A 19,538-nucleotide genomic window follows, 5' to 3' on the forward strand; every position below is an offset into this window, starting at 1 on the left:
GACAAAGCGGGTACGGCCGGGCCTGTGTGCAGGCCTCTGTACAGGCGGATCAGTGGTTGTGTTCGAACTCCAGCAGGAAGTGGCGGGCGACCTCGCCTTCAAGGGCGGTCATGTGGTGCTCGGCGTCGCACATGTGCTCGTGCATCAGCCGGCGTACAGCGGGCTCGTCGCTGGCGCGCAGGGCCTGCATCAGTTGTTTGTGGTAGTCGATGTTGGCGGCGGCGAACTGCTGGCGCTTGGGCAGGTAGGCCTTTTTCAGCACCACCAGGTCGCGCAGCAGGTCGTTGAGGAACACCGCCATGAAGCGCAGCAGCGGGTTGGGGCAGCGGTGCGCCAGCAGGGTATGGAACTCCAGCTCCGCCAGGCGCTGTTCGCGCTGGCCTTGCTCGCTGTCTTCCGGGGTGCTGCAGAAGTCGATGTTGGCCTGCAGCGCGGCGTAGTCCGCCTCGCTGAGCTGGCCCATCACCGATACCGCCAGCTCCACTTCGATGACCTTGCGCAGCTGGTACACCTGCTCGCCGTCCAGGTGCTGGAAGTGCAGGTAGTTGCGCAGTGCGCGGCTGGCCGGTTCCGTGCCGACTTCGGCGAGGTAGGCGCCGCCGCTGGGGCCGGTACGGGTACTGACCAGGCCTTCGACTTCCAGGGCCTTGAGCGCCTCGCGGGCGGTGCCCTTGGAGCATTCGAAGTGCTCCATCAGCTCGCGCTCGGTGGGCAGGCGGTCGCCGGGGTGCAAGGCTTCGGTGACGATCGAGCGCTTGACCGATTCGACGATCATGTCTGAAAGCTTCTGGCGCTTGCGTTTGGGTTTGAGCATTTCGCTATTTTTCATATTTATGCGGATAAATAGGATTTAGCGAATTTTGCCGGGGTGGGTCAATGCTGGCGCGGGGGAGGGGTCGTAAATGGAACGATTAGGTCGCAAACGTGTAGGAGCGGCCTTGTGTCGCGAAAGGGCTGCGTAGCAGCCCCAGGATTTTGCGGTGGTGCATAGATTCTGGGGCTGCTGCGCAGCCCTTTCGCGACACGAGGCCGCTCCTACAGCGAGTGAGGGGAGGCTTAGTGACGCCCAGGCCCTTGCTCAAGGTGCGCGGGGCTGCAGTACCACTCGTTACCGCGGTGCAGCGCCCGGTCATTGGGCAGGTGCACGCCGCAATGGGCGCAGCGCACCATCTGCAAGGGCGCGTCGAGTTTGGGCTCGGCGTGCGACTGCTGGCTGATCTTGAACTTGCGCCACAGCCAGAACGCGGCGGCGATCAGGGCGATCCAGAAAAGTAGGCGAACCATGGTGTCCAGCTTGTCGAGTGATGAAGGCGTCAGTCTAGGACGCCGCCAATAAAAAAGGGAGGCCTGGGGCCTCCCTTTCTAGCGACGCATGGCTCAGTCGAACAGGCCAAAGGTCATGTAGCTGAACCACGAACGGTCCTTCTCGGCCTCTTTCGGGCCTTCCGGCAGGATCGGGTCGCCATTCTCGTCCTTGGGCAGCAGCGCTTCAGGCATTTCCGAGCGGGCGTCCTGGAACTGCTTGACCACGTCCTGGTTGGCGCGGGTTTCGCCCGGCGGCAGCGGTGCGTCGGTCTCGATCAGGCCCAGGGTGGCCTTGGACAGCCAGCTGCGGCCATCGGACTCGGTCTGCTTGGGCTGGAACTGGCCATCGACCAGGCTCGGGTGGTCGGGGTAGTTGAGCTTGAGGGTTTCCAGGCTGGTGTTGGCCAGCTCGTCCAGGTGCATCTTCTGGTAGGCCTCGACCATCACTGCCAGGCCGTCGCCGACCGATGGGGTTTCCTGGAAGTTCTCGACCACGTAGCGGCCACGGTTGGCGGCGGCAACGTAGGCCTGGCGGCCCAGGTAGTAGTCGGCCACGTGGATTTCGTAGGCGGCCAGCAGGTTGCGCAGGTAGATCATGCGCTGCTTGGCATCGGGCGCGTAGCGGCTGTTGGGGAAGCGGCTGGTGAGCTGGGCGAACTCGTTGTACGAGTCGCGGGCGGCACCTGGGTCACGCTTGGTCATGTCCAGCGGCAGGAAGCGCGCCAGCAGGCCACGGTCCTGGTCGAACGAGGTCAGGCCCTTGAGGTAGTAGGCGTAGTCGACATTCGGGTGCTGCGGGTGCAGGCGGATGAAGCGCTCGGCAGCCGACTTGGCAGCCTCGGGCTCGGAGTTCTTGTAGTTGGCGTAGATCAGCTCGAGCTGCGCCTGGTCGGCGTAGCGGCCGAACGGGTAGCGCGACTCCAGGGCCTTCAGCTTGTTCACCGCACTGGTGTAGCTGGAGTTGTCCAGGTCAGCCTGGGCCTGCTGGTACAGCTCGGCCTCGCTGAGGTTCTCGTCGATGACTTCCTTATTGGAGGAACAGGCCGCGGTGAGCCCGAGGATGGCGATCAGCAGCAGGTGTTTCACTTGCATGGCGGCTTGCGTCCCTTTGACGGCCGCTGTCTTGGGCGGTGCCGTCCTGTTATGATGAGCGCCCCGGCCAACCCCGGGACAAAAGAAGCCGTATTTAACCACAAGCGTGCAGCCGAAACCAAAGGCTGTACGCCCGCCGAATCGAGCATGTCCGAGATCATTCAACTTAGCGCAGAGGTACCGTCCGAACTGGGCGGTCAACGCCTCGACCAGGTCGCCGCCCAATTGTTCGCCGAGTACTCGCGTTCGCGGCTTACTTCGTGGATCAAAGAGGGCCGCCTGACGGTCGATGGCGCGGTCGTGCGCCCTCGAGATACCGTCCATGGCGGCTCGCTGCTCGTTCTGCAGGCCGAACAAGAGGCCCAGGGCGAGTGGGTGGCCGAAGACATCGAGCTGGACATCGTCTACGAAGACGACCAGATCATGGTGATCAACAAGCCGGCCGGCCTGGTCGTGCACCCGGCTGCCGGGCATGCCAGCGGCACCCTGCTCAACGCGCTGCTGCACCATGTGCCGGATATCATCAACGTGCCGCGCGCGGGCATTGTCCACCGCCTGGACAAGGACACCACCGGCCTGATGGTGGTGGCCAAGACCCTGCAGGCGCAGACCAAGCTGGTCGAGCAGCTGCAAAGCCGCACGGTCAGCCGGATCTACGAGTGCATCGTGGTGGGCGTGGTGATCGCCGGGGGCAAGATCGATGCCCCGATCGGCCGTCACGGTGGCGTGCGCCAGCGCATGGCGGTGACTGAAGGCGGCAAGCCTGCGGTCAGCCACTACCGCGTGCTCAAGCGCTTCCGTTCGCACACCCATGTGCGGGTGAAGCTGGAAACCGGGCGTACCCACCAGATTCGTGTGCACATGGCGCATGTGGGGTATCCGCTGGTCGGCGACCAGACATACGGCGTGCGCTTCCGCATTCCGCCGGCGGCCAGCGTGGCCATGGTCGAGGCGGTGAAGAACTTCCCGCGCCAGGCTCTGCACGCGCGTTTCCTGGCACTGGACCATCCGACCACCGGTGAACGCATGGAATGGGCCTCGCCCCTGCCGGACGACTTCACCTGGCTGTTGTCGCTGCTGAACCAGGACCGCGAGGCGTTTATCGGATGAGTGGCCTGACGCAGTCGCTGCTGTTCCCCGACTGGCCGGCCCCGGCCTCGGTACGCGCCTGTGTCACCACCCGCCAGGGCGGCATCAGCCTGCCGCCCTACGAAACCTTCAACCTCGGCGACCACGTGGGCGATGACCCGGCCGCGGTCGCCGAGAACCGCCAGCGCCTGAGTGGCGAGTTCGCCATCCAGCCCGCCTGGCTCAAGCAGGTGCATGGGCTGGTGGTGGCGGACGCCAACCCTGCCGTTGTGGCCGAAGCCGATGCCAGCTGGACCGACCAGCCTGGCATTGCCTGCACCGTGATGACTGCCGATTGCCTACCTGCGCTGTTCTGCGACCGCGCCGGTACCCGCGTGGCAGCCGCCCATGCCGGCTGGCGCGGGTTGGCCGGTGGCGTGCTGGAAGCCACCTTCGATCGCCTGGGCGTGGCGCCTGAAGAGGTGCTGGTCTGGCTGGGCCCGGCCATCGGCCCGCAGGCGTTCGAGGTGGGGCTGGAAGTGCGCGATGCCTTCACAGCGGTGCACCCCGAGGCGGCCAGGGCGTTTGTCGACGGCGAGCGGCCGGGCAAGCTGATGGCCGACATCTATGAGCTGGCGCGCGTTCGCCTGGCGGCGTGTGGAGTGACTGCCGTTTATGGTGGTGGTTATTGCACGGTTTCGGATGAACGGTTCTTTTCCTATCGCCGTACTCCGCAGGGCGGGCGTTTTGCTTCGCTCGTCTGGCTGGATCCTCGCTAGCCTGTACCGGCCTTATCGCGGATAAATCCGCTCCTACAAACACCACGGTACTGTAGGAGCGGATTTATCCGCGATGAAGCCCCCGCTAATCCATCAAGCTGACCCCAGTCAACCCCGCTACGCTTGAATCTTCCAGAATCAACCTTATCTATAAGGTCATCTCAGGCAGGTTTCTTCATTAAAGGTGCTGTCCATCGCTCCGACCTGCCCTTACAGGAAGGTATCCCCATGCGAATAGACCGTTTGACCAGCAAGCTGCAACTTGCAATATCCGATGCCCAATCCCTGGCCGTTGGCATGGACCACCCAGCCATCGAACCGGTGCACCTGCTGCAGGCGCTGATCGAGCAGCAGGGTGGCTCCATCAAGCCCCTGTTGATGCAAGTCGGTTTCGACATCAACGGCCTGCGCCAGGCATTGGTCAAAGAACTCGACCAACTACCGAAAATCCAGAACCCCACCGGCGATGTGAACATGTCGCAGGACCTGGCGCGCCTGCTCAACCAGGCCGACCGCCTGGCCCAGCAGAAGGGCGACCAGTTCATCTCCAGCGAACTGGTGGTGCTGGCTGCCATGGACGAAAACAGCAAGCTCGGCAAACTGCTGCTGAGCCAGGGCGTGACCAAGAAGGCCCTGGAAAACGCCATCAACAACCTGCGCGGCGGCGCGGCGGTGAATGACGCCAACGCCGAAGAATCGCGCCAGGCGCTGGACAAGTACACCGTCGACCTGACCAAGCGCGCCGAAGAAGGCAAGCTGGACCCGGTGATCGGCCGTGACGACGAAATCCGCCGCACCGTGCAGGTGCTGCAGCGCCGTACCAAGAACAACCCGGTGTTGATCGGTGAGCCCGGCGTGGGCAAGACCGCCATCGCCGAGGGCCTGGCCCAGCGCATCATCAACGGCGAAGTACCCGACGGCCTCAAGGGCAAGCGCCTGCTGGCGCTGGACATGGGTGCGCTGATCGCCGGTGCCAAGTACCGCGGCGAGTTCGAAGAGCGCCTCAAAGGCTTGCTCAACGAGCTGTCCAAGCAGGAAGGCCAGATCATCCTGTTCATCGACGAACTGCACACCATGGTCGGCGCCGGTAAAGGCGAAGGCGCCATGGACGCCGGCAACATGCTCAAGCCGGCCCTGGCCCGTGGCGAGCTGCACTGCGTCGGTGCCACCACGCTCAACGAGTACCGCCAGTTCATCGAGAAGGACGCAGCGCTGGAGCGCCGCTTCCAGAAGGTGCTGGTGGAAGAGCCGAGCGAGGAAGACACCATCGCCATCCTGCGCGGCCTTAAAGAGCGCTATGAAGTGCACCACAAGGTGGCCATCACCGACGGCGCGATCATTGCTGCGGCCAAGCTCAGCCATCGCTACATCACCGACCGCCAGCTGCCGGACAAGGCCATCGACCTGATCGACGAAGCGGCCAGCCGCATCCGCATGGAGATCGACTCCAAGCCGGAAGTGCTCGACCGCCTCGACCGTCGCCTGATTCAGCTGAAGGTGGAATCCCAGGCGCTGAAGAAGGAAGAAGACGAGGCCGCGAAAAAACGCCTGGAGAAGCTCACCGAGGAAATCGAGCGGCTCGAGCGTGAATACTCCGACCTGGAAGAAATCTGGGCCTCGGAGAAAGCCGAAGTGCAGGGCTCGGCGCAGATCCAGCAAAAGATCGAGCAGGCCCGCCAGGAGCTGGACGCCGCCCGCCGCAAAGGCGACCTGAACCGCATGGCCGAGCTGCAGTACGGGGTGATCCCGGACCTGGAGCGCAGCCTGCAGATGGTCGACCAGCACGGCAAGACGGAAAACCAGCTGCTGCGCAACAAGGTGACCGAGGAAGAAATCGCCGAAGTGGTTTCCAAGTGGACCGGCATCCCGGTGGCCAAGATGCTCGAAGGCGAGCGCGAGAAGCTGCTGAAGATGGAAGACCTGCTGCACCAGCGCGTGATCGGCCAGAACGAAGCCGTGACTGCCGTGGCCAACGCCGTGCGCCGTTCGCGTGCCGGCCTGTCCGACCCGAACCGGCCCAGTGGCTCGTTCCTGTTCCTCGGCCCGACCGGGGTGGGCAAGACCGAGCTGTGCAAGGCGCTGGCCGAGTTCCTGTTCGACACCGAAGAGGCCATGGTGCGCATCGACATGTCCGAGTTCATGGAGAAACACTCCGTGGCTCGCCTGATCGGCGCCCCACCAGGGTATGTAGGTTATGAAGAGGGCGGTTACCTGACCGAAGCGGTACGGCGCAAGCCTTACTCGGTGGTGCTGCTGGACGAGGTGGAAAAAGCCCACCCGGATGTGTTCAACGTGCTGCTGCAGGTGCTGGAAGACGGCCGCCTGACCGACAGCCACGGGCGCACGGTGGATTTCCGCAACACGGTGATCGTGATGACCTCCAACCTGGGCTCGGCGCAGATCCAGGAACTGGCAGGCGACCGCGAGGCGCAGCGTGCGGCGGTGATGGATGCGGTGGGTGCGCACTTCCGTCCGGAGTTCATCAACCGTATCGACGAAGTGGTGGTGTTCGAGCCACTGGGCCGCGAGCAGATCGCCGGTATCACCGAGATCCAGCTGGGCCGCCTGCGCAGCCGTTTGCTGGAGCGCGAACTGTCGCTGAGCCTGAGCCCGGAGGCGTTGGACAAGCTGATTGCCGTGGGTTACGACCCGGTGTACGGCGCGCGGCCGCTGAAGCGGGCAATCCAGCGCTGGATCGAGAACCCGCTGGCGCAACTGATCCTGTCTGGCAAGTTCCTGCCCGGTTCGGCGATCACTGCCACGGTGCAAGGCGAGGACATCGTGTTTGCCTGATCTCGCTGCTTGAAAAAACTAGCCCCGCTTCTGCGGGGCTTTTTTTTGCCTTAATAGGTGGTGTCCCCATCGCTGGCAAGCCAGCTCCCACATGCTTTCGAAGCCGGGCTGCGGTCGGTGTGGGAGCCGGCTTGCCGGCGATGGCGCCCGCCCAAACCCCGCAAAACCTGGGCCTCCCAACCTTTTTTGATAACTTGCTGAAAATTTTGAAATTTTTGCTTGCATCTAAAATCGAGTGCCCCTAATATACGCCGCGTTGTCAGCCACTAAGCGAATCACCAGCAACAACGGTGATCGCAAAACAACTTACAAATCAGTAAGTTGAATGAAAAAAAGGGGTTGACAAGCAAAACGAAGAATGTAGAATAGCCGGCCTCAGCAGCGACAAAGCGAAAGCGAAGAAGCTAAAGAGTTCGAAGCTAACACAGCCTTCGAAGTTGTACCGAAGTTCAGTTCCGCGATAGCTCAGTCGGTAGAGCAAATGACTGTTAATCATTGGGTCCCTGGTTCGAGTCCAGGTCGCGGAGCCAATCTCGGGGTGTAGCGCAGTCCGGTAGCGCGCCTGCTTTGGGAGCAGGATGTCAGGAGTTCGAATCCCCTCACCCCGACCATTTTCAGGGTCGTTAGCTCAGTTGGTAGAGCAGTTGGCTTTTAACCAATTGGTCGTAGGTTCGAATCCTACACGACCCACCATGTAAAGAGGGCATCTCGAAAGAGATGCCCTTTTTCTTTTGCCTCGCATTTATCCCAAGCAAAAAAAATGCACCTTTCGGTGCAGTTCGCATGCCCCCTGTGGGAGCCGGCTTGCCGGCGATGAGGCCAGTGCAGACAACCTGGCCTCATGCTGCTCGCTAAATCAGTGCAGCTTCAACCGCGGCTCGGTGCCGCGCCCAATCTTGCTGCCCAGCATCATCAGCGCTGTGCGGAAGAACCCAAACAGCGCCATCTGGTGCATGCGGTACAGCGACACATAGAACATCCGCGCCAGCCAGCCTTCCAGTTTCACGCTGCCCATCAGGTTACCCATCAGGTTGCCCACCGCCGAGAAGCGCGACAGCGACACCAGCGAGCCGTAATCCTTGTACTCATAAGTCGGCAGGGCTTTGTTCTCCAGCCGCGCCTTCAGGCTCTGCGCCAGCATCGAAGCCTGCTGGTGCGCCGCCTGCGCCCGAGGCGGTACGTTGCGGTCGCTACCCGGCTGCGGGCAGGCGGCGCAGTCACCGAAGGCGAAGATGTTGTCGTCGCGGGTGGTCTGCAGGGTTGGCTTGACCACCAACTGGTTGATGCGGTTGGTTTCCAGGCCATCGATGTCCTTGAGGAAGCCCGGCGCCCGGATACCCGCCGCCCACACCTTCAGGCTGGCCTGGATCACTTCGCCATCCTTGGTTTTCAGCCCGTCCTCGGTCACTTCGCTGACCGCGGCATTGGTCAGCACTTTCACGCCGAGTTTTTCCAGCGTCTTGTGCACCGGCACGCTGATGCGCTCGGGCAGGGCAGGCAGCACCCGCGGGCCGGCTTCGATCAGGGTGATGTGCATGTCCTTGGGCTGGATGCGGTCCAGGCCATAGGCTGCCAGCTCGTGGGCCGCGTGGTGCAGCTCGGCCGCCAGCTCGACACCGGTGGCACCGGCGCCGACGATTGCCACGCTGATCTGCTCGCTGGCCACGTCGCCTGCGTGGGCACGCAGGTAGTGGTTGAGCAGTTGCTGGTGGAAGCGCTCGGCCTGCTTGCGGGTGTCCAGGAACAGGCAGTGCTGCGCTGCGCCCAGGGTGCCGAAGTCGTTGGTGTTGCTGCCCACGGCGATCACCAGGGTGTCGTAGGCCAGGGTGCGCGCAGGCAGCAGCTCGCGGCCCTCTTCGTCGAGGGTGGCGGCCAGTTGAATCTGCTTGCCTTCACGGTCCAGGCCGCTCATGCGCCCCAGCTGGAAGTTGAAGTGGTTCCACTTGGCCTGGGCCACGTAGTTCAGTTCGTCTTCCGAGGAGTTGAGCGAGCCGGCAGCCACTTCGTGCAGCAGCGGCTTCCAGATGTGCGTGAGGTTGGCGTCGACCAGGGTGATCTCGGCCTGCTTGCGCTTGCCCAGGCTTTTACCCAGGCGGGTCGCCAGTTCCAGGCCGCCGGCGCCGCCGCCGACAATCACGATGCGATGAGTCATGGGAATATCTCATAAGGTTTACGGAATCCGTGGCCGTGCCGGCCGGCCGCAAACTGCACGAGGGGAGGGCGAGCGCAAGGCAGCTCATAGCACCAGTCCACTCAGCAGGCGGCTGATGAGGCCCAACCCGATGGTAACCGCCAGCACCAGCGCAAGGAGCAACCAAGGCCGGAAGGGCCTGCGCTCGACTTGATGCTGGGGGGCTCGCAGATACTCATCGACACGACGCTGATCTTCAGGATTCAGGCGGCTGGTCATGGTGGGCCTCGTCAGGTAGACGTTTGTGACTGCATGCACGCTACAGCGTTCATGCAAGCGCTTGAAACAAATGATAATGCTTTCTATCCCTGGCGCCGAGTGTACGCCATCGCAAAGACTCTCGGCACTGGATCAAAGACTGATGCCCACGTCGAACACGATGCTGCGCCCCAGGTTGCCGCGCAAGAAATCCGGCGCATCGGGGTGGGCGAACAGCACCCGGGCGAAGGTCGGCCCCACCAGCGACAGCGACCGCCAGCCCTGGCGCAGGTATTCGGTGGGCGGCGGGAAGTGGGTGTTGAGGTCGAGCACCTCGCGCTTGAGGCTGGCGAAGGCGATGATGTCCAGCTCGTTGAGCTCCAGCCCGCGTTCGCGGTAGTTGTGCGCCTTCTTGCGCAAGGTCGGGGCCAGGCGCGCCAGCAGCTCGCTGGCGGCGATGCGCCGGGGCCGCGCTTCGCGGCGCACCAGCTGGGCCAGGGAGAAGGCGCTGCGCCTGCGCTGCAATTCTTCGCGCCATTCGTCATTGAGCCGGCGCCCTTCATCGAGCACGAAAAACACCTCGAAGGCCGCATCGCGGAACAGCACGTCCGGCGGCTCCTGGCCAGCCGGGGTGAAATCCTCGCTGCGATAGGGGATGTTCAGCCCCTGCAGCAGGCGCTGGCATACCCAACGCTCCCGCTCCCACTTGCGTGCATTGGAGAGGAAGGCATTGGCTTGTTCGGCCTGGATGGTGAGCAGGCGCAGGTAGTCTGAGTCATCCATGCCACAAGCTTAGTCGCTAATCCATGACGATAAGATGCTGTTTTCAATGGGTGTAGACTCAAGCTTATCCACAGGCCGGCAAGGGGTATGGCTCAGGTGATCAGCGCGCAGGTGTTGTCCGATACCAGCCTAAGCCTTGGCTGGCTGGGTTATGTGCCTTTGTTGGTGTGGGCGGCCAGCCGTACCCGCTGGGTGGAGCTGTTCACCGACCGGCGCCGGCAGCACCTGCTGTTTGGCACGGTGTTCTGCCTGTTTGCCCTGTGGCTGGTGCGGCGCGACTTCGATACCGGGGTGTCGTACCACTTCATCGGCATGACGGCCGTGACCCTGCTGCTGGATTGGCCGCTGGCGATTCTGGGGGGCTTCTTCGCCCAGCTCGGGTTGCTGGCGCTGGGGCGGCAGGACTTGGCAGCGCTAGGGGTGAACGGGTTGTTGCTGGTGGGCTTGCCGGTGCTGATTACCGAGGTGTGCGCCCTGCTGGTCGAGCGAGCGCAGCCGCGCAACCTGTTCGTGTACATCTTCTGCTCGGGGTTTTTCCCGGCTGCGCTCACGGTACTGGTCTGCGTGTTGGCGGCGCTGGGTTTGCTGTGGCTGGATGGGCGTTTCGCCATGCCGGAGTGGTTGAGCGACTTTGTGGGCTACCTGTGGCTGATGATGTTCCCGGAGGCGTTCATCAACGGCATGGTGATCAGTGCGCTGGTGGTGTTTTGCCCGGAATGGCTGGAGACGTTCAACCGCACCCGGTATCTGCAGGCGCCGTGGAAGGAGGATGAGCGGTAATCTACGCGGTATGAAGCCGCGTGTAGGAGCGGCCTTGTGTCGCGAAAGGGCCGCAAAGCGGCCCCCGGATCTTTGACATTGCGGGGAAATCTTGGGGGCCGCTGCGCGGCCCTTTCGCGACACAAGGCCGCTCCTACAGGCTTAGTGCCGAGGCTCCAGATCCCCTGAATACAGCTCATCCTCGGACTCTTCAGCCCCCGGAATCTTGTGCTCCTCGGCCGCCCAGGCCCCCAGGTCGATCAATTTGCAGCGATCGGAACAGAACGGCCGGAACGCGCTCTTCTCGTTCCATTCCACAGGTGCGCCACAGGTCGGGCAATCGACGGTCAATGGCTTGCTCATGGCTGGCCTCCTCGTAAAGTCAGGTAAAAGTGGTGCAAATGGTCGATCTGCTGGTGCAACGCCGCCAGGTCGCCGTCATTCACCACCACATCATCGGCATGGCGCAGGCGCTCCTCGCGGGCCAGTTGGGCGTCGAGAATCGCCTGCACCTGCTCGGCGCTGGTGTTGTCGCGCTGCAAGGTGCGCGCCACCTGCAATGCCTGGGGCGCATCGATCACCAGCACACGCTGGGTCTTCAAGTGCTGGCCAGACTCGATCAGCAGCGGCGACACATACACCGCATAAGGCGACTGGGCCTTGGCCAGGTAACTGAAAATCTCCTGCCCGATCAGCGGGTGCAGCAGCTGCTCCAGCCATTTGCGCTGCGCCGGGTCGGCGAAGATCAACTGGCGCAGGGCCGCGCGATCGAGCTGGCCATCTTCCAGCAACACGCCGGGGCCGAAGCGCTCGACGATGCTGGCCAGGGCCGGGCGGCCGGGTTCGACGACCCAACGCGCCGCCTGGTCGGCATCGACCAGGTGCACGCCAAGTTCGACGAAGCGTTCGGCGGCTGCGCTCTTGCCGCTGCCGATGCCGCCGGTAAGGCCGAGAATCCAAGGTGTGAAGGCCGCAGAGGTCATCAGAATCCAAGCAGTTGCAGGTAGGAAGCGTATATTTCATCACCCCAGAGCACAGCAATCCACCCCGCAATGGCCAGATAAGGGCCAAAGGGTATCGCCATGCTCACCGGGCGCTGGCGCAGGCGCAGCAAACTCAGGCCGATTACCGCCCCCAGCACCGACGACAGCAGCAGGGTCAGGGGCAGTACCTGCCAGCCCGCCCAGGCGCCGATCAGGGCCAGCAGCTTGAAGTCGCCATAGCCCATGCCTTCCTTGCCGGTCACCAGCTTGAACAGCCAGTACACCGTCCACAGGCTCAGATACCCGGCCACCGCGCCCCACAAGGCATGGTTCAACGGCACGAAGGTGCCGCAGGCGTTGACGATCAGCCCCAGCCACAGCACCGGCAGCACCAGCACGTCCGGCAGCAGGCCGTGGTCGGCATCGATCAGGCTCAGGGCCAGCAGGCTCCAGGTCAAAAGCAGTGCGAACAACGCCGCGAGCGAGGGGCCGAAGTGCCAGGCCACCACCAGCGATAGCGCCGCACAAACGGCTTCCACCAGCGGATACCTGGCACTGATGGTGCCTTTGCAGGCCGAGCAGCGCCCGCGCAGCATCAGGTAACTCAGCAGGGGGATGTTCTCCCACGCCCGGATGCGGTGCCCGCAGTGCGGGCAGTGGGATGCAGGCAGGCACAAGTCGAAGCGCTCGTGCCGATGAGGTTCAAGCCCCAGCACCTCCTGGGCCTCCCGCTGCCATTGGCGCTCCAGCATGATCGGCAGGCGATACACCAGCACGTTGATGAAGCTGCCCACCAACAGGCCGAGCAAGGCCGCCAAGGTGATGAAGTACGCCGGCTGTTCAGCCAGCAAAGTCCATAAAGTCATGTTCAGATCAAGCTACCCAACTGGAAGATCGGCAGGTACATCGCCACCACCAGGCCGCCCACCAGCACGCCCAGGACCGCCACGATGGCCGGCTCGAGCAGGCTGGTCAACTGCTCCAGCGCCTGGCTGACCTGTTCTTCGTAGTGGCTGGCGGCTTTATCCAGCATCTGCTCCAGCGTGCCGCTGGATTCGCCGATGGCGGTGAGTTGTATCAGCAGGGGCGGAAACATCGGCTCCGCCGTCATCGCCTGGTGTAGCCCCTGCCCATTGGCCATGCCCTGGCGCAGGCGCAGCACGGCCCGTTGCTGCAAGTCGCCCCCGCAGGCCCCGGCTACCGTGCCCAGCGCATCCAGCAACGGCACCCCGGCGGTATACGCCGTGCCCAGGCTGCGGGCGAAGCGCGCCAGGGCGGCTTGCCCGAGCAGCGTGCCGAATACCGGCACACTCAGCGCTTGGCGAGATATCCACAGGCGGGCCGGCACGTGCTTGCGATACAGCGCGCGCCCACCCAGGCAAAGCACAACGGCAGTTATCAACAGCAGCGGCGCCACACGCCCCAGCCCTGTGGACAAGTCGATGACCCACTGCGTGAAGGCAGGCAGTGCCGCATCAAAGCCCGCGAACAGCGCCTGGAAACGCGGAATCACTTCCAGCAACAAGATCGCCGACACCCCCAGGCCTGTCAGCAACAGCAGCAGCGGATAGAGCATCGCCTTGCGCAGTTTCTTGTGCAGCGCCTGACGCTGCTCCAGCATCGCCGCTAATTGTTCGAGTTGCCGGTCCAGCGTGCCGGACTGCTCGCCCACGCGCACCAGGTTGCAGTACAACGCATCGAACCAGCCTGGGTGGCGCTGCAAGGCATCCGCCAGCCCAAGCCCCGCGCCCACATCCTGTTGCAAGCGCTGCAGCAACGCCGCCTGCCCGGCATCGCAGCCGCTGCGGCCCATCACCTCGAACGCCTGCAGCAGCGGCACACCCGCTTTCAGCAATGCCGCCAACTGCCGGCTGAAGCCCGCCGGGTCGCATTTGCCCCGCCCCTTCGGCCAGCGCCAGGCCCACTCGCCAACGGCGCGTAAATGCGCAACGTGAATCCCCTGATGCAACAGCCCGGCGCGCACATACGCCGGGCTGCGCCCACGCGTTTGGCCACTGACGGCTGCGCCACTGGCATCGGTGCCGTGCCAGGCGTATCGCTGAGTCGAATGCTTCATGCAAAGGTCCTTTTTGCCGTTGCGACAAGCCTGGAAACAGCTTGCCGCGTCCTTGGAGGGGCGCGCTTCCCTGAGGCTCACTAGAGTAGTTCAGCGAGCATGACGCCCAGACGGGCAGGGGTGACAAAAGGTGTCCGTTCAGGCCTACTGCGCCGCTGCGAGTCTGGGGTCGAGCCTGACCCCACCGAGTATGCGAATCAAAAAGGAAAACGTTCATGAAAGGGCAACGCGGTATCACCCTGATCGAACTGATGATCGTCGTGGCGATCATCGGCATTCTGGCGACCATCGCCATCCCGATGTACACCAACCACCAGGCCCGCGCCAAAGCGTCCGCCGGCCTGCTGGAAATCTCCGCGCTGAAGACCGCGATGGACCTGCGCCTGAACGAAGGAAAGGACGTGGCCGATGTGGCCGCCTTGGGCGGCCAGGCGGCCACGTCCCATTGCGCCATCACCGCCCAGGGCAGCGCCGCCAATGGCAGCGCCACCATCGGCTGCACCCTGGCCGATGCACCGGCCATCGTGCTCGGCAAGACCCTCACCCTGACCCGCTCGGCCAGCGGCTGGAGCTGCGCGACCAACATCGAGGAAGACCTTGCGCCGACGGGCTGCAAGGGAGCTTGAGGGCAGGGGAATTAGCGAGGGGAAACAGGGGTTTGCGTAACGGCTGCGGCAGTGGTACGTTGCGCTACACGCCGGTGTAGCTCAGTCGGTAGAGCAGCGCACTCGTAACGCGAAGGTCGCAGGTTCGATTCCTGTCTCCGGCACCATCCAGCTGTTCCGATACGTCTCTCCTTGTACACGGAACCCCCTGAAAAGCCCGCCAAGTGCGGGCTTTCTTGTTTCTAGCTGTCTCGCTCTGTCTCTAGGTATATACCGATTTTAGGTATACGCTAGGGTATACGCCGGTTCGACGAGAAAACGTATACCTATGGCACGCACCGTTACGCCCCTGTCAGACCCCAAATGCGAGGCCGCCAAGCCGCGGGACAAGGACTACACCCTGTTCGACGGCCAGGGCCTGTTCCTGCTGGTCAAGAAGAACGGCAGCAAGATCTGGCGCATGAAGTTCAAGCGGCCTGATGGCAGGGAGGGGCTGGCCACTTTCGGCAACTACCCGGCGCTGACGCTAAAAGCTGCCCGTGAGCGCCGAGCCGAAGCGCTGGAGTTGTTGGCGCATGGCAAAGACCCTATCGAGAGCGCCAGGCAGGGGAAGGTCGAAGCGGCGAACGCGAGGGCCAACACCTTCGGCGTGCTGGCCAAGGATTGGCACGACGCCTGTTCTAAAAAATGGTCACCAGGCCATGCCGCGACTGTGTGGCGGCGGATCGAAACTTATCTGCTCCCGGCCCTGGGCCAGCGCCCGGTGGCTGGCCTCAAGACCCGCGACCTGCTGGCGCCGCTCAAGGCGGTGGAGAAGCGCGAAGTTCTGGATACCGCTGGCCGGCTACGGCAGTACATGACCGGAATCATGCGTATGGCCGTACAGCACGGGCACATCGACACCAACCCAGCGGTGGACCTCCAGGGCGCAACCGCCACACGCAAGACTGTCCACCGGCCTGCGCTGGCGCTTGAACACCTGCCTGAGCTGATGCAAAGGATCGAGCGCGACACGGGTAGGCCCCTGACTCGGCTGGCTACCCAGCTAACGCTGCTGGTATTCATCCGGTCTAGTGAGCTGCGGTTTGCTCGTTGGCCAGAGATCGACACCAGCCGCTCCATGTGGGAGATCCCGGGCGAGCGACAGCAGATCGAAGGCGTGAAGAACTCGCATCGCGGCTCCAAGATGAGCACACCCCACCTGGTGCCGCTGAGCCGCCAGACCCTGCTTACGCTTGAGCAGGTACGCCAGCTCACCGGGCGCTTCGACCTGGTGTTCGCGGGTGACAGCAACCACTGGAAGCCGATGAGCGAGAACACGGTGAACAAGGCTCTTCGGCGCATGGGTTACGACACCAAAACCGAGGTGTGCGGGCATGGTTTCAGGGCTATGGCCTGTTCCGCTCTGGTCGAGTCAGGGCTGTGGAGCAAGGACGCGGTCGAGCGACAGATGAGCCACCAAGAGCGCAACAGCGTGCGAGCGGCGTACATCCATAAGGCCGAGTACATCGAGGAACGCCGGCTGATGGTTCAGTGGTGGGCCGACTACCTTGACGCGAACCGGGAGGCGCACATCACGCCCTACGACTTTGCACATCGGGAGGGACTGGCAACAAGTACAGTGCGGGGAATCTTTGGCAAGCCAGGTCAGTAGTTTTAGGGTCACGGGTAGACAGATATAGACTACTGTTCGGATATCCAGTTTCTTGGGAAGGAAGGGAAATCGGTGACCAATTCACCTAGCACTGAACAATTTACGCGGTTGGCAAAGGCAGGGCCTTTGTTGAGGGAAAAGTTTGGCCGTATTCTTCACGAGAGGTTCAAGACCCTCGAAAGCTCGCTTTCTGATGAGCAGGACATTATGGCTCTCGTCGATTTTTGCGTTGAAAGCTTGAGCGAGGAGGGGGAGGCTGCCCTTGGGGATGACGGACGGGCTTGCCTAGACTGGCTTATTGCCGAGCCTGCATTTGAGCTCTCCATTAAGACGCTTGGCTATCGCCCTTCGAGCCATGACCGTTGGGGAGAATATTTCTCGAACGAGATCCGAAGAGGTCTCAGGAACGGGAATTTCACCAGTTCAAAGGCGTTCAGCTACGCCTCGCACGCTAGCAGATACCTGCGGAACGTATCGAGCATCGCCGGAGCCATCGGTGGTTACGTCTCTGGAGCCCAGCATAGAGCTGTGCTGGATGGGCCTGTCACTATTCGGCGGATGAAAGATTTGCTGTTGGAGTTTGATCAATTGGTGGATGTGGACTGGCTGCCAGAGGTGCTCAGAGAACAGCTTCGGTACGCGGTTAATACTCGTAGCGCCATGAGGTATTTGAGTGGGCCTGATATCTTGGAGAGACCCTCTAGCCGGCGAAACGATGCAGATCTTCCTGTGCGCCTGCTCGCCTCTGAGCTCTTGCGCATCAATTACGAGTTCCATCGTTCATTTCACAAAAGGGCTGTGTTCCACCTGATGGGGTTGTCGATTATTCAGAAGCCGCTGGAGATGAGGACTATAGAGCGACTCGCCAAGATTGAAATGGACGCGATACGAGAGGATGTTGCCCGGAGAATTGCCGACAGAAGAGGGCTCGATTTTGGTCAAGTTCTGACGACACTCAAGGCAAATAAAACCCTTACTTTCCAGCCCTAGAAGATCGACTAAATACGCTTGGCTTTGTCGTCGCCTCCAAGTTGGGCTCTTGTCATTCTTGCCCCGTCGTCATCAACAACGGGATACAGACATGAGCAAGATCAGCCACATTCCAAGGGCTACCACTCCTCAGTTCGACCCTGCCAATACCATCATCCGCTTCCCCGAGGTCGAGGCCATCACTGGCCTGGCTCGCGCCACCGTATACAAGCGCCTCAAGGATGATCCGACCTTCCCCCGCCCTGTATCGCTGAGCAACAGCAAGTCGCGCGGATCGCCTGTGGGATTCGTTCTCGCTGAGATTCAGGCTTGGGTGCGCCAGCGCATCGCATTGCGCGAGGTGGCATAAATGAAAAAGAGCCAGCCCGAAAGTAAGCAGGCCAGCCCGTCGCAAGGCAATGTTACCACCAGCAAGCCGCCGAGCAAGATCGCCCGGGTGTTAGCGTACATGGTGAATGACGGCAGCTTGCAACGCTTCGAGGCCGAACGCCTGGGCGACCACTGCTTGCACTCGACCATCAGCAGCTTGGCCAATGGCTATGGCCTGAGGTTCCAGCGCCAACTCGAGCGTGTACCTAATCACTGGGGCGAACCTTGCACCGTGACCCGGTACACCCTTCCCGCCAGCGAGCGCCGCCGCGCCAGCGCGGTGCTGGAAATGCTGTGCTCGCCGCTGAAGCAGCGCCAGCGGGTGGCGGCATGATTAGTTTGGCGCTCAAGAATCGCGATGAACGGTCGATATTTCTGGTTGCAGGCAATCGTGATGCTCGGTATGGTTCGCCCGTCGCTGCTAATTCAGCGACCGGGTTTGGCGACCCGTCACACGTTAGGCGCATAGGCGCCCCCTTCACGATTGCAGGCGCTTTTTTTGTGCCCGCAGTCCCGTGTTATGGCGGCTGTGCGCGGGAGACCTTCGGGTCTGCCGGGTTCCTAACGTCCCGGTTCGCCAACCTGCGTACAGCTGCCACCCCAAATCGTTTGGCGACGGTTCGTGGCAGCTCCTCAACGTTAGGAGCTCGACCCATGCACGCCCTCAATCCGTCCGAAATATCCCGCGAGCATCAGCGCGCCTACTGCTCAAAGCTGCTGAAGACGCTAACGCGCTACTCCACTCCATCTGAGCTTTCCCGCATCACTGCCGCCCTTGAAGGGGAGGTGGCGAAGACCTTGGCGACTCGCTTCGTCCCTGGCCTCAATGATGCGACCTATGAGGTCTACCGCAGCTTCTGGCTGAAGGGTGGTGCCCAGTGATGAAGAACATCAGCCTTCGCGCATACGCCCACCGCCGCCTGGCTTTGGCCGCACTTCGCGCAAACTCTTCCCTTTCTGTCCGTCTCGCCCGCTACAACCATCACGCCAAGATCGCCCGCGCCCTGGAAGCGCAAGGCGGTGCCCTGTGACTTGCGTCCAGCAGGCCGTCGAGGCTGTACAGGGCTTCATTCAGTCTCAGGTTGTGGTCACCATGCCTGGCCAAGCGATGTTCCGCATTCCTCCGGTGATCGGCTGCGGCATTGCTACGGATATCGCGGCCATCGTGGGCGCTGATTTCCCGTCCGCATCAATCAGCATTCAAGGTCGCTGCCGCGGTTCATTGGCCGGCCTGGATCATGCCTTGCGCGTATCGGAAGAAGTTTCCGCCGCGCTGGAGAAATGCCAGCGCCAGCCGCGCCCAGGCGCTGCGCTGGTTGAGCATTTCAAGGCCGCAGCCCAAGTCGGGGGTGCCCAATGACTAACTTCCCGGCAGTAGCGGCTCTTGATGGTGAGGTTCTGTCTGCGGCGGTGCTGGATGCTCGCGAGATGTGCTACATGAATTTCGCCCGCGAAGAGCACAAAAAGCTGGAGAAGATCCTGCTGACGTTGGTGATCCCGGCGATGGGCGGGTATGACAATGAGCTGGCCTGCGACATTGCCCGTCACCTCGAGCAGATCCAGTCGTTCAGTGGCAATTATTGCTGGCGCCACCGCCATCTTGGTGCCTCGCATGGTGTTGTTGGCCAGCCTTCTGCTAACGGATGTCTTGTATGACTCCCGTTATCCAGTTCCCGAGCGATATCCAAGACGATCTGCGTGACGTGCAAGGTGTGCTGGTGCTGCTGAGTATGGCGCTAGCCGTTATTGCATCGCCCACCACGCCGATCATCGCCGCCCGCGTCACCGCCGTGATGGCGCAGCACACCGCTATGGCCTGGGCCGAACTGCTTGACGACATGGTTGCTGAGCAAGTGGGTGATCTGTGAAGACCGTTAGCACCGCCGCGCTCA

24 protein-coding genes and 4 tRNA genes are annotated in these 19,538 nt (G+C 62.5%); 18 read left to right on the forward strand and 10 right to left on the reverse strand.

The genetic code is table 11. The features are described from left to right. Positions 1 to 49 precede the first annotated feature (49 nt). The 3 genes from ACIPG5_RS10665 to ACIPG5_RS10675 form a co-directional block, all read right to left on the reverse strand. Positions 50 to 814, reverse strand: coding sequence for a FadR/GntR family transcriptional regulator (locus ACIPG5_RS10665; RefSeq protein WP_236236420.1), 765 nt, complete (start codon positions 812 to 814; stop codon positions 50 to 52). Positions 815 to 1,056: 242 nt separating this feature from the next. Further along, positions 1,057 to 1,284, reverse strand: a complete 228-nt coding sequence (locus tag ACIPG5_RS10670; protein WP_176513854.1) for a PP0621 family protein — start codon at positions 1,282 to 1,284, stop codon at positions 1,057 to 1,059. Positions 1,285 to 1,377: 93 nt separating this feature from the next. Beyond that, positions 1,378 to 2,397 carry an outer membrane protein assembly factor BamD gene (locus tag ACIPG5_RS10675; protein WP_401374813.1) on the reverse strand — a complete coding sequence of 340 codons (1,020 nt, stop codon included), beginning with the start codon at positions 2,395 to 2,397 and terminating at the stop codon, positions 1,378 to 1,380. Positions 2,398 to 2,544: 147 nt separating this feature from the next. On the opposite strand from ACIPG5_RS10675, the gene rluD reads away from it, so the two are divergent. The 6 genes from rluD (at position 2,545) to ACIPG5_RS10705 (ending at position 7,730) form a co-directional block, all read left to right on the forward strand. Then, positions 2,545 to 3,507, forward strand: a complete 963-nt coding sequence (gene rluD, locus ACIPG5_RS10680) for a 23S rRNA pseudouridine(1911/1915/1917) synthase RluD (RefSeq protein ID WP_176513858.1) — start codon at positions 2,545 to 2,547, stop codon at positions 3,505 to 3,507. Next, positions 3,504 to 4,244 (forward strand): peptidoglycan editing factor PgeF, encoded by a 741-nt coding sequence (pgeF, locus tag ACIPG5_RS10685; RefSeq protein ID WP_401374816.1) that lies wholly within the window; start codon positions 3,504 to 3,506, stop codon positions 4,242 to 4,244. The genes rluD and pgeF overlap by 4 nt, the downstream gene beginning before the upstream one ends. Before the next feature lie 228 nt (positions 4,245 to 4,472). Then, a complete protein-coding gene (gene clpB, locus ACIPG5_RS10690) occupies positions 4,473 to 7,037 on the forward strand; it encodes an ATP-dependent chaperone ClpB (protein WP_176513862.1) in 2,565 nt (854 codons plus the stop codon). 454 nt (positions 7,038 to 7,491) lie between these two features. Beyond that, positions 7,492 to 7,567: transfer RNA gene (locus tag ACIPG5_RS10695), tRNA-Asn, on the forward strand. Between the two features lie 4 nt (positions 7,568 to 7,571). Further along, a tRNA-Pro gene (locus ACIPG5_RS10700) sits at positions 7,572 to 7,648 on the forward strand. Between the two features lie 6 nt (positions 7,649 to 7,654). Beyond that, positions 7,655 to 7,730, forward strand: a tRNA-Lys gene (locus ACIPG5_RS10705). Between the two features lie 163 nt (positions 7,731 to 7,893). Here ACIPG5_RS10705 and ACIPG5_RS10710 read toward each other — a convergent pair. From ACIPG5_RS10710 to ACIPG5_RS10720, 3 genes are all read right to left on the reverse strand, one after another. Continuing rightward, positions 7,894 to 9,189, reverse strand: coding sequence for an NAD(P)/FAD-dependent oxidoreductase (locus ACIPG5_RS10710; RefSeq protein ID WP_176513864.1), 1,296 nt, complete (start codon positions 9,187 to 9,189; stop codon positions 7,894 to 7,896). Positions 9,190 to 9,273: 84 nt separating this feature from the next. Continuing rightward, positions 9,274 to 9,447 (reverse strand): DUF3094 family protein, encoded by a 174-nt coding sequence (locus ACIPG5_RS10715; RefSeq protein ID WP_003247547.1) that lies wholly within the window; start codon positions 9,445 to 9,447, stop codon positions 9,274 to 9,276. Between the two features lie 132 nt (positions 9,448 to 9,579). Then, positions 9,580 to 10,209 carry a DUF1780 domain-containing protein gene (locus ACIPG5_RS10720; RefSeq protein WP_176513865.1) on the reverse strand — a complete coding sequence of 210 codons (630 nt, stop codon included), beginning with the start codon at positions 10,207 to 10,209 and terminating at the stop codon, positions 9,580 to 9,582. Between the two features lie 87 nt (positions 10,210 to 10,296). Between ACIPG5_RS10720 and ACIPG5_RS10725 the strand changes: the two genes are divergently transcribed. Beyond that, complete coding sequence (locus tag ACIPG5_RS10725; RefSeq protein ID WP_401374821.1) at positions 10,297 to 10,989, forward strand: energy-coupling factor ABC transporter permease; 693 nt, start codon at positions 10,297 to 10,299, stop codon at positions 10,987 to 10,989. 141 nt (positions 10,990 to 11,130) lie between these two features. On the opposite strand, the gene yacG is transcribed toward ACIPG5_RS10725, so the two are convergent. The 4 genes from yacG to ACIPG5_RS10745 are packed head-to-tail and all read right to left on the reverse strand — an operon-like array spanning position 11,131 to position 14,028. Beyond that, entirely contained in the window at positions 11,131 to 11,331 is a 201-nt protein-coding gene (yacG, locus tag ACIPG5_RS10730; RefSeq protein ID WP_176513869.1) for a DNA gyrase inhibitor YacG, read from the reverse strand. Continuing rightward, positions 11,328 to 11,951, reverse strand: coding sequence for a dephospho-CoA kinase (gene coaE, locus ACIPG5_RS10735; RefSeq protein ID WP_401374824.1), 624 nt, complete (start codon positions 11,949 to 11,951; stop codon positions 11,328 to 11,330). Before coaE ends, yacG begins: the two co-directional genes overlap by 4 nt. Continuing rightward, the gene (locus tag ACIPG5_RS10740) at positions 11,951 to 12,817 is read right to left on the reverse strand and encodes a prepilin peptidase (RefSeq protein ID WP_401374827.1); all 867 of its coding nucleotides are present in this window, start codon (positions 12,815 to 12,817) and stop codon (positions 11,951 to 11,953) included. Before ACIPG5_RS10740 ends, coaE begins: the two co-directional genes overlap by 1 nt. A 2-nt stretch (positions 12,818 to 12,819) precedes the next feature. After that, on the reverse strand, positions 12,820 to 14,028 hold the full coding sequence (locus ACIPG5_RS10745) for a type II secretion system F family protein (protein ID WP_401374830.1): 1,209 nt from the start codon (positions 14,026 to 14,028) through the stop codon (positions 12,820 to 12,822). Between the two features lie 215 nt (positions 14,029 to 14,243). Here ACIPG5_RS10745 and ACIPG5_RS10750 point away from each other — a divergent pair, with 215 nt between their 5' ends. The 11 genes from ACIPG5_RS10750 to ACIPG5_RS10800 all read left to right on the forward strand — a co-directional run bounded on the left by ACIPG5_RS10750 (position 14,244) and on the right by ACIPG5_RS10800 (position 19,514). Then, positions 14,244 to 14,654 (forward strand): pilin, encoded by a 411-nt coding sequence (locus ACIPG5_RS10750; protein WP_401374833.1) that lies wholly within the window; start codon positions 14,244 to 14,246, stop codon positions 14,652 to 14,654. Positions 14,655 to 14,724: 70 nt separating this feature from the next. Then, a tRNA-Thr gene (locus ACIPG5_RS10755) sits at positions 14,725 to 14,800 on the forward strand. 161 nt (positions 14,801 to 14,961) lie between these two features. After that, complete coding sequence (locus ACIPG5_RS10760) at positions 14,962 to 16,287, forward strand: tyrosine-type recombinase/integrase (protein ID WP_401374835.1); 1,326 nt, start codon at positions 14,962 to 14,964, stop codon at positions 16,285 to 16,287. A gap of 72 nt (positions 16,288 to 16,359) precedes the next feature. Next, positions 16,360 to 17,277, forward strand: coding sequence for a hypothetical protein (locus ACIPG5_RS10765; protein ID WP_401374838.1), 918 nt, complete (start codon positions 16,360 to 16,362; stop codon positions 17,275 to 17,277). Between the two features lie 91 nt (positions 17,278 to 17,368). Next, complete coding sequence (locus tag ACIPG5_RS10770; RefSeq protein ID WP_401374841.1) at positions 17,369 to 17,626, forward strand: helix-turn-helix transcriptional regulator; 258 nt, start codon at positions 17,369 to 17,371, stop codon at positions 17,624 to 17,626. Continuing rightward, positions 17,627 to 17,980 carry a hypothetical protein gene (locus ACIPG5_RS10775; RefSeq protein WP_401374843.1) on the forward strand — a complete coding sequence of 118 codons (354 nt, stop codon included), beginning with the start codon at positions 17,627 to 17,629 and terminating at the stop codon, positions 17,978 to 17,980. A 320-nt stretch (positions 17,981 to 18,300) separates the two neighbouring features. Continuing rightward, positions 18,301 to 18,528, forward strand: coding sequence for a hypothetical protein (locus ACIPG5_RS10780; RefSeq protein ID WP_401374846.1), 228 nt, complete (start codon positions 18,301 to 18,303; stop codon positions 18,526 to 18,528). After that, the gene (locus tag ACIPG5_RS10785; protein ID WP_401374849.1) at positions 18,528 to 18,677 is read left to right on the forward strand and encodes a hypothetical protein; all 150 of its coding nucleotides are present in this window, start codon (positions 18,528 to 18,530) and stop codon (positions 18,675 to 18,677) included. The genes ACIPG5_RS10780 and ACIPG5_RS10785 overlap by 1 nt, the downstream gene beginning before the upstream one ends. Then, positions 18,674 to 19,006 carry a hypothetical protein gene (locus tag ACIPG5_RS10790; RefSeq protein WP_401374852.1) on the forward strand — a complete coding sequence of 111 codons (333 nt, stop codon included), beginning with the start codon at positions 18,674 to 18,676 and terminating at the stop codon, positions 19,004 to 19,006. The genes ACIPG5_RS10785 and ACIPG5_RS10790 overlap by 4 nt, the downstream gene beginning before the upstream one ends. Continuing rightward, on the forward strand, positions 19,003 to 19,302 hold the full coding sequence (locus ACIPG5_RS10795; protein ID WP_401374854.1) for a hypothetical protein: 300 nt from the start codon (positions 19,003 to 19,005) through the stop codon (positions 19,300 to 19,302). Before ACIPG5_RS10790 ends, ACIPG5_RS10795 begins: the two co-directional genes overlap by 4 nt. Beyond that, on the forward strand, positions 19,299 to 19,514 hold the full coding sequence (locus ACIPG5_RS10800) for a hypothetical protein (RefSeq protein WP_401374856.1): 216 nt from the start codon (positions 19,299 to 19,301) through the stop codon (positions 19,512 to 19,514). The genes ACIPG5_RS10795 and ACIPG5_RS10800 overlap by 4 nt, the downstream gene beginning before the upstream one ends. The last annotated feature ends 24 nt before the right edge of the window (positions 19,515 to 19,538 follow it).

The sequence above is a fragment of the Pseudomonas sp. NPDC087029 genome (assembly GCF_044745345.1).
In the GTDB taxonomy this organism is placed as follows: Bacteria; Pseudomonadota; Gammaproteobacteria; order Pseudomonadales; family Pseudomonadaceae; genus Aquipseudomonas; species Aquipseudomonas faucium.

Excerpts from the sequence above, each read along its gene's own strand:
- ACIPG5_RS10665 (WP_236236420.1), bottom strand. The coding sequence starts at position 814 with ATGCTCAAACCCAAACGCAAGCGCCAGAAGCTTTCAGACATGATCGTC.
- ACIPG5_RS10670 (WP_176513854.1), bottom strand. The coding sequence starts at position 1,284 with ATGGTTCGCCTACTTTTCTGGATCGCCCTGATCGCCGCCGCGTTCTGG.
- ACIPG5_RS10675 (WP_401374813.1), bottom strand. The coding sequence starts at position 2,397 with ATGCAAGTGAAACACCTGCTGCTGATCGCCATCCTCGGGCTCACCGCG.
- rluD (WP_176513858.1), top strand. The coding sequence starts at position 2,545 with ATGTCCGAGATCATTCAACTTAGCGCAGAGGTACCGTCCGAACTGGGC.
- pgeF (WP_401374816.1), top strand. The coding sequence starts at position 3,504 with ATGAGTGGCCTGACGCAGTCGCTGCTGTTCCCCGACTGGCCGGCCCCG.
- clpB (WP_176513862.1), top strand. The coding sequence starts at position 4,473 with ATGCGAATAGACCGTTTGACCAGCAAGCTGCAACTTGCAATATCCGAT.
- ACIPG5_RS10710 (WP_176513864.1), bottom strand. The coding sequence starts at position 9,189 with ATGACTCATCGCATCGTGATTGTCGGCGGCGGCGCCGGCGGCCTGGAA.
- ACIPG5_RS10715 (WP_003247547.1), bottom strand. The coding sequence starts at position 9,447 with ATGACCAGCCGCCTGAATCCTGAAGATCAGCGTCGTGTCGATGAGTAT.
- ACIPG5_RS10720 (WP_176513865.1), bottom strand. The coding sequence starts at position 10,209 with ATGGATGACTCAGACTACCTGCGCCTGCTCACCATCCAGGCCGAACAA.
- ACIPG5_RS10725 (WP_401374821.1), top strand. The coding sequence starts at position 10,297 with ATGGCTCAGGTGATCAGCGCGCAGGTGTTGTCCGATACCAGCCTAAGC.
- yacG (WP_176513869.1), bottom strand. The coding sequence starts at position 11,331 with ATGAGCAAGCCATTGACCGTCGATTGCCCGACCTGTGGCGCACCTGTG.
- coaE (WP_401374824.1), bottom strand. The coding sequence starts at position 11,951 with ATGACCTCTGCGGCCTTCACACCTTGGATTCTCGGCCTTACCGGCGGC.
- ACIPG5_RS10740 (WP_401374827.1), bottom strand. The coding sequence starts at position 12,817 with ATGACTTTATGGACTTTGCTGGCTGAACAGCCGGCGTACTTCATCACC.
- ACIPG5_RS10745 (WP_401374830.1), bottom strand. The coding sequence starts at position 14,028 with ATGAAGCATTCGACTCAGCGATACGCCTGGCACGGCACCGATGCCAGT.
- ACIPG5_RS10750 (WP_401374833.1), top strand. The coding sequence starts at position 14,244 with ATGAAAGGGCAACGCGGTATCACCCTGATCGAACTGATGATCGTCGTG.
- ACIPG5_RS10760 (WP_401374835.1), top strand. The coding sequence starts at position 14,962 with ATGGCACGCACCGTTACGCCCCTGTCAGACCCCAAATGCGAGGCCGCC.
- ACIPG5_RS10770 (WP_401374841.1), top strand. The coding sequence starts at position 17,369 with ATGAGCAAGATCAGCCACATTCCAAGGGCTACCACTCCTCAGTTCGAC.
- ACIPG5_RS10775 (WP_401374843.1), top strand. The coding sequence starts at position 17,627 with ATGAAAAAGAGCCAGCCCGAAAGTAAGCAGGCCAGCCCGTCGCAAGGC.
- ACIPG5_RS10780 (WP_401374846.1), top strand. The coding sequence starts at position 18,301 with ATGCACGCCCTCAATCCGTCCGAAATATCCCGCGAGCATCAGCGCGCC.
- ACIPG5_RS10785 (WP_401374849.1), top strand. The coding sequence starts at position 18,528 with ATGAAGAACATCAGCCTTCGCGCATACGCCCACCGCCGCCTGGCTTTG.
- ACIPG5_RS10795 (WP_401374854.1), top strand. The coding sequence starts at position 19,003 with ATGACTAACTTCCCGGCAGTAGCGGCTCTTGATGGTGAGGTTCTGTCT.
- ACIPG5_RS10800 (WP_401374856.1), top strand. The coding sequence starts at position 19,299 with ATGACTCCCGTTATCCAGTTCCCGAGCGATATCCAAGACGATCTGCGT.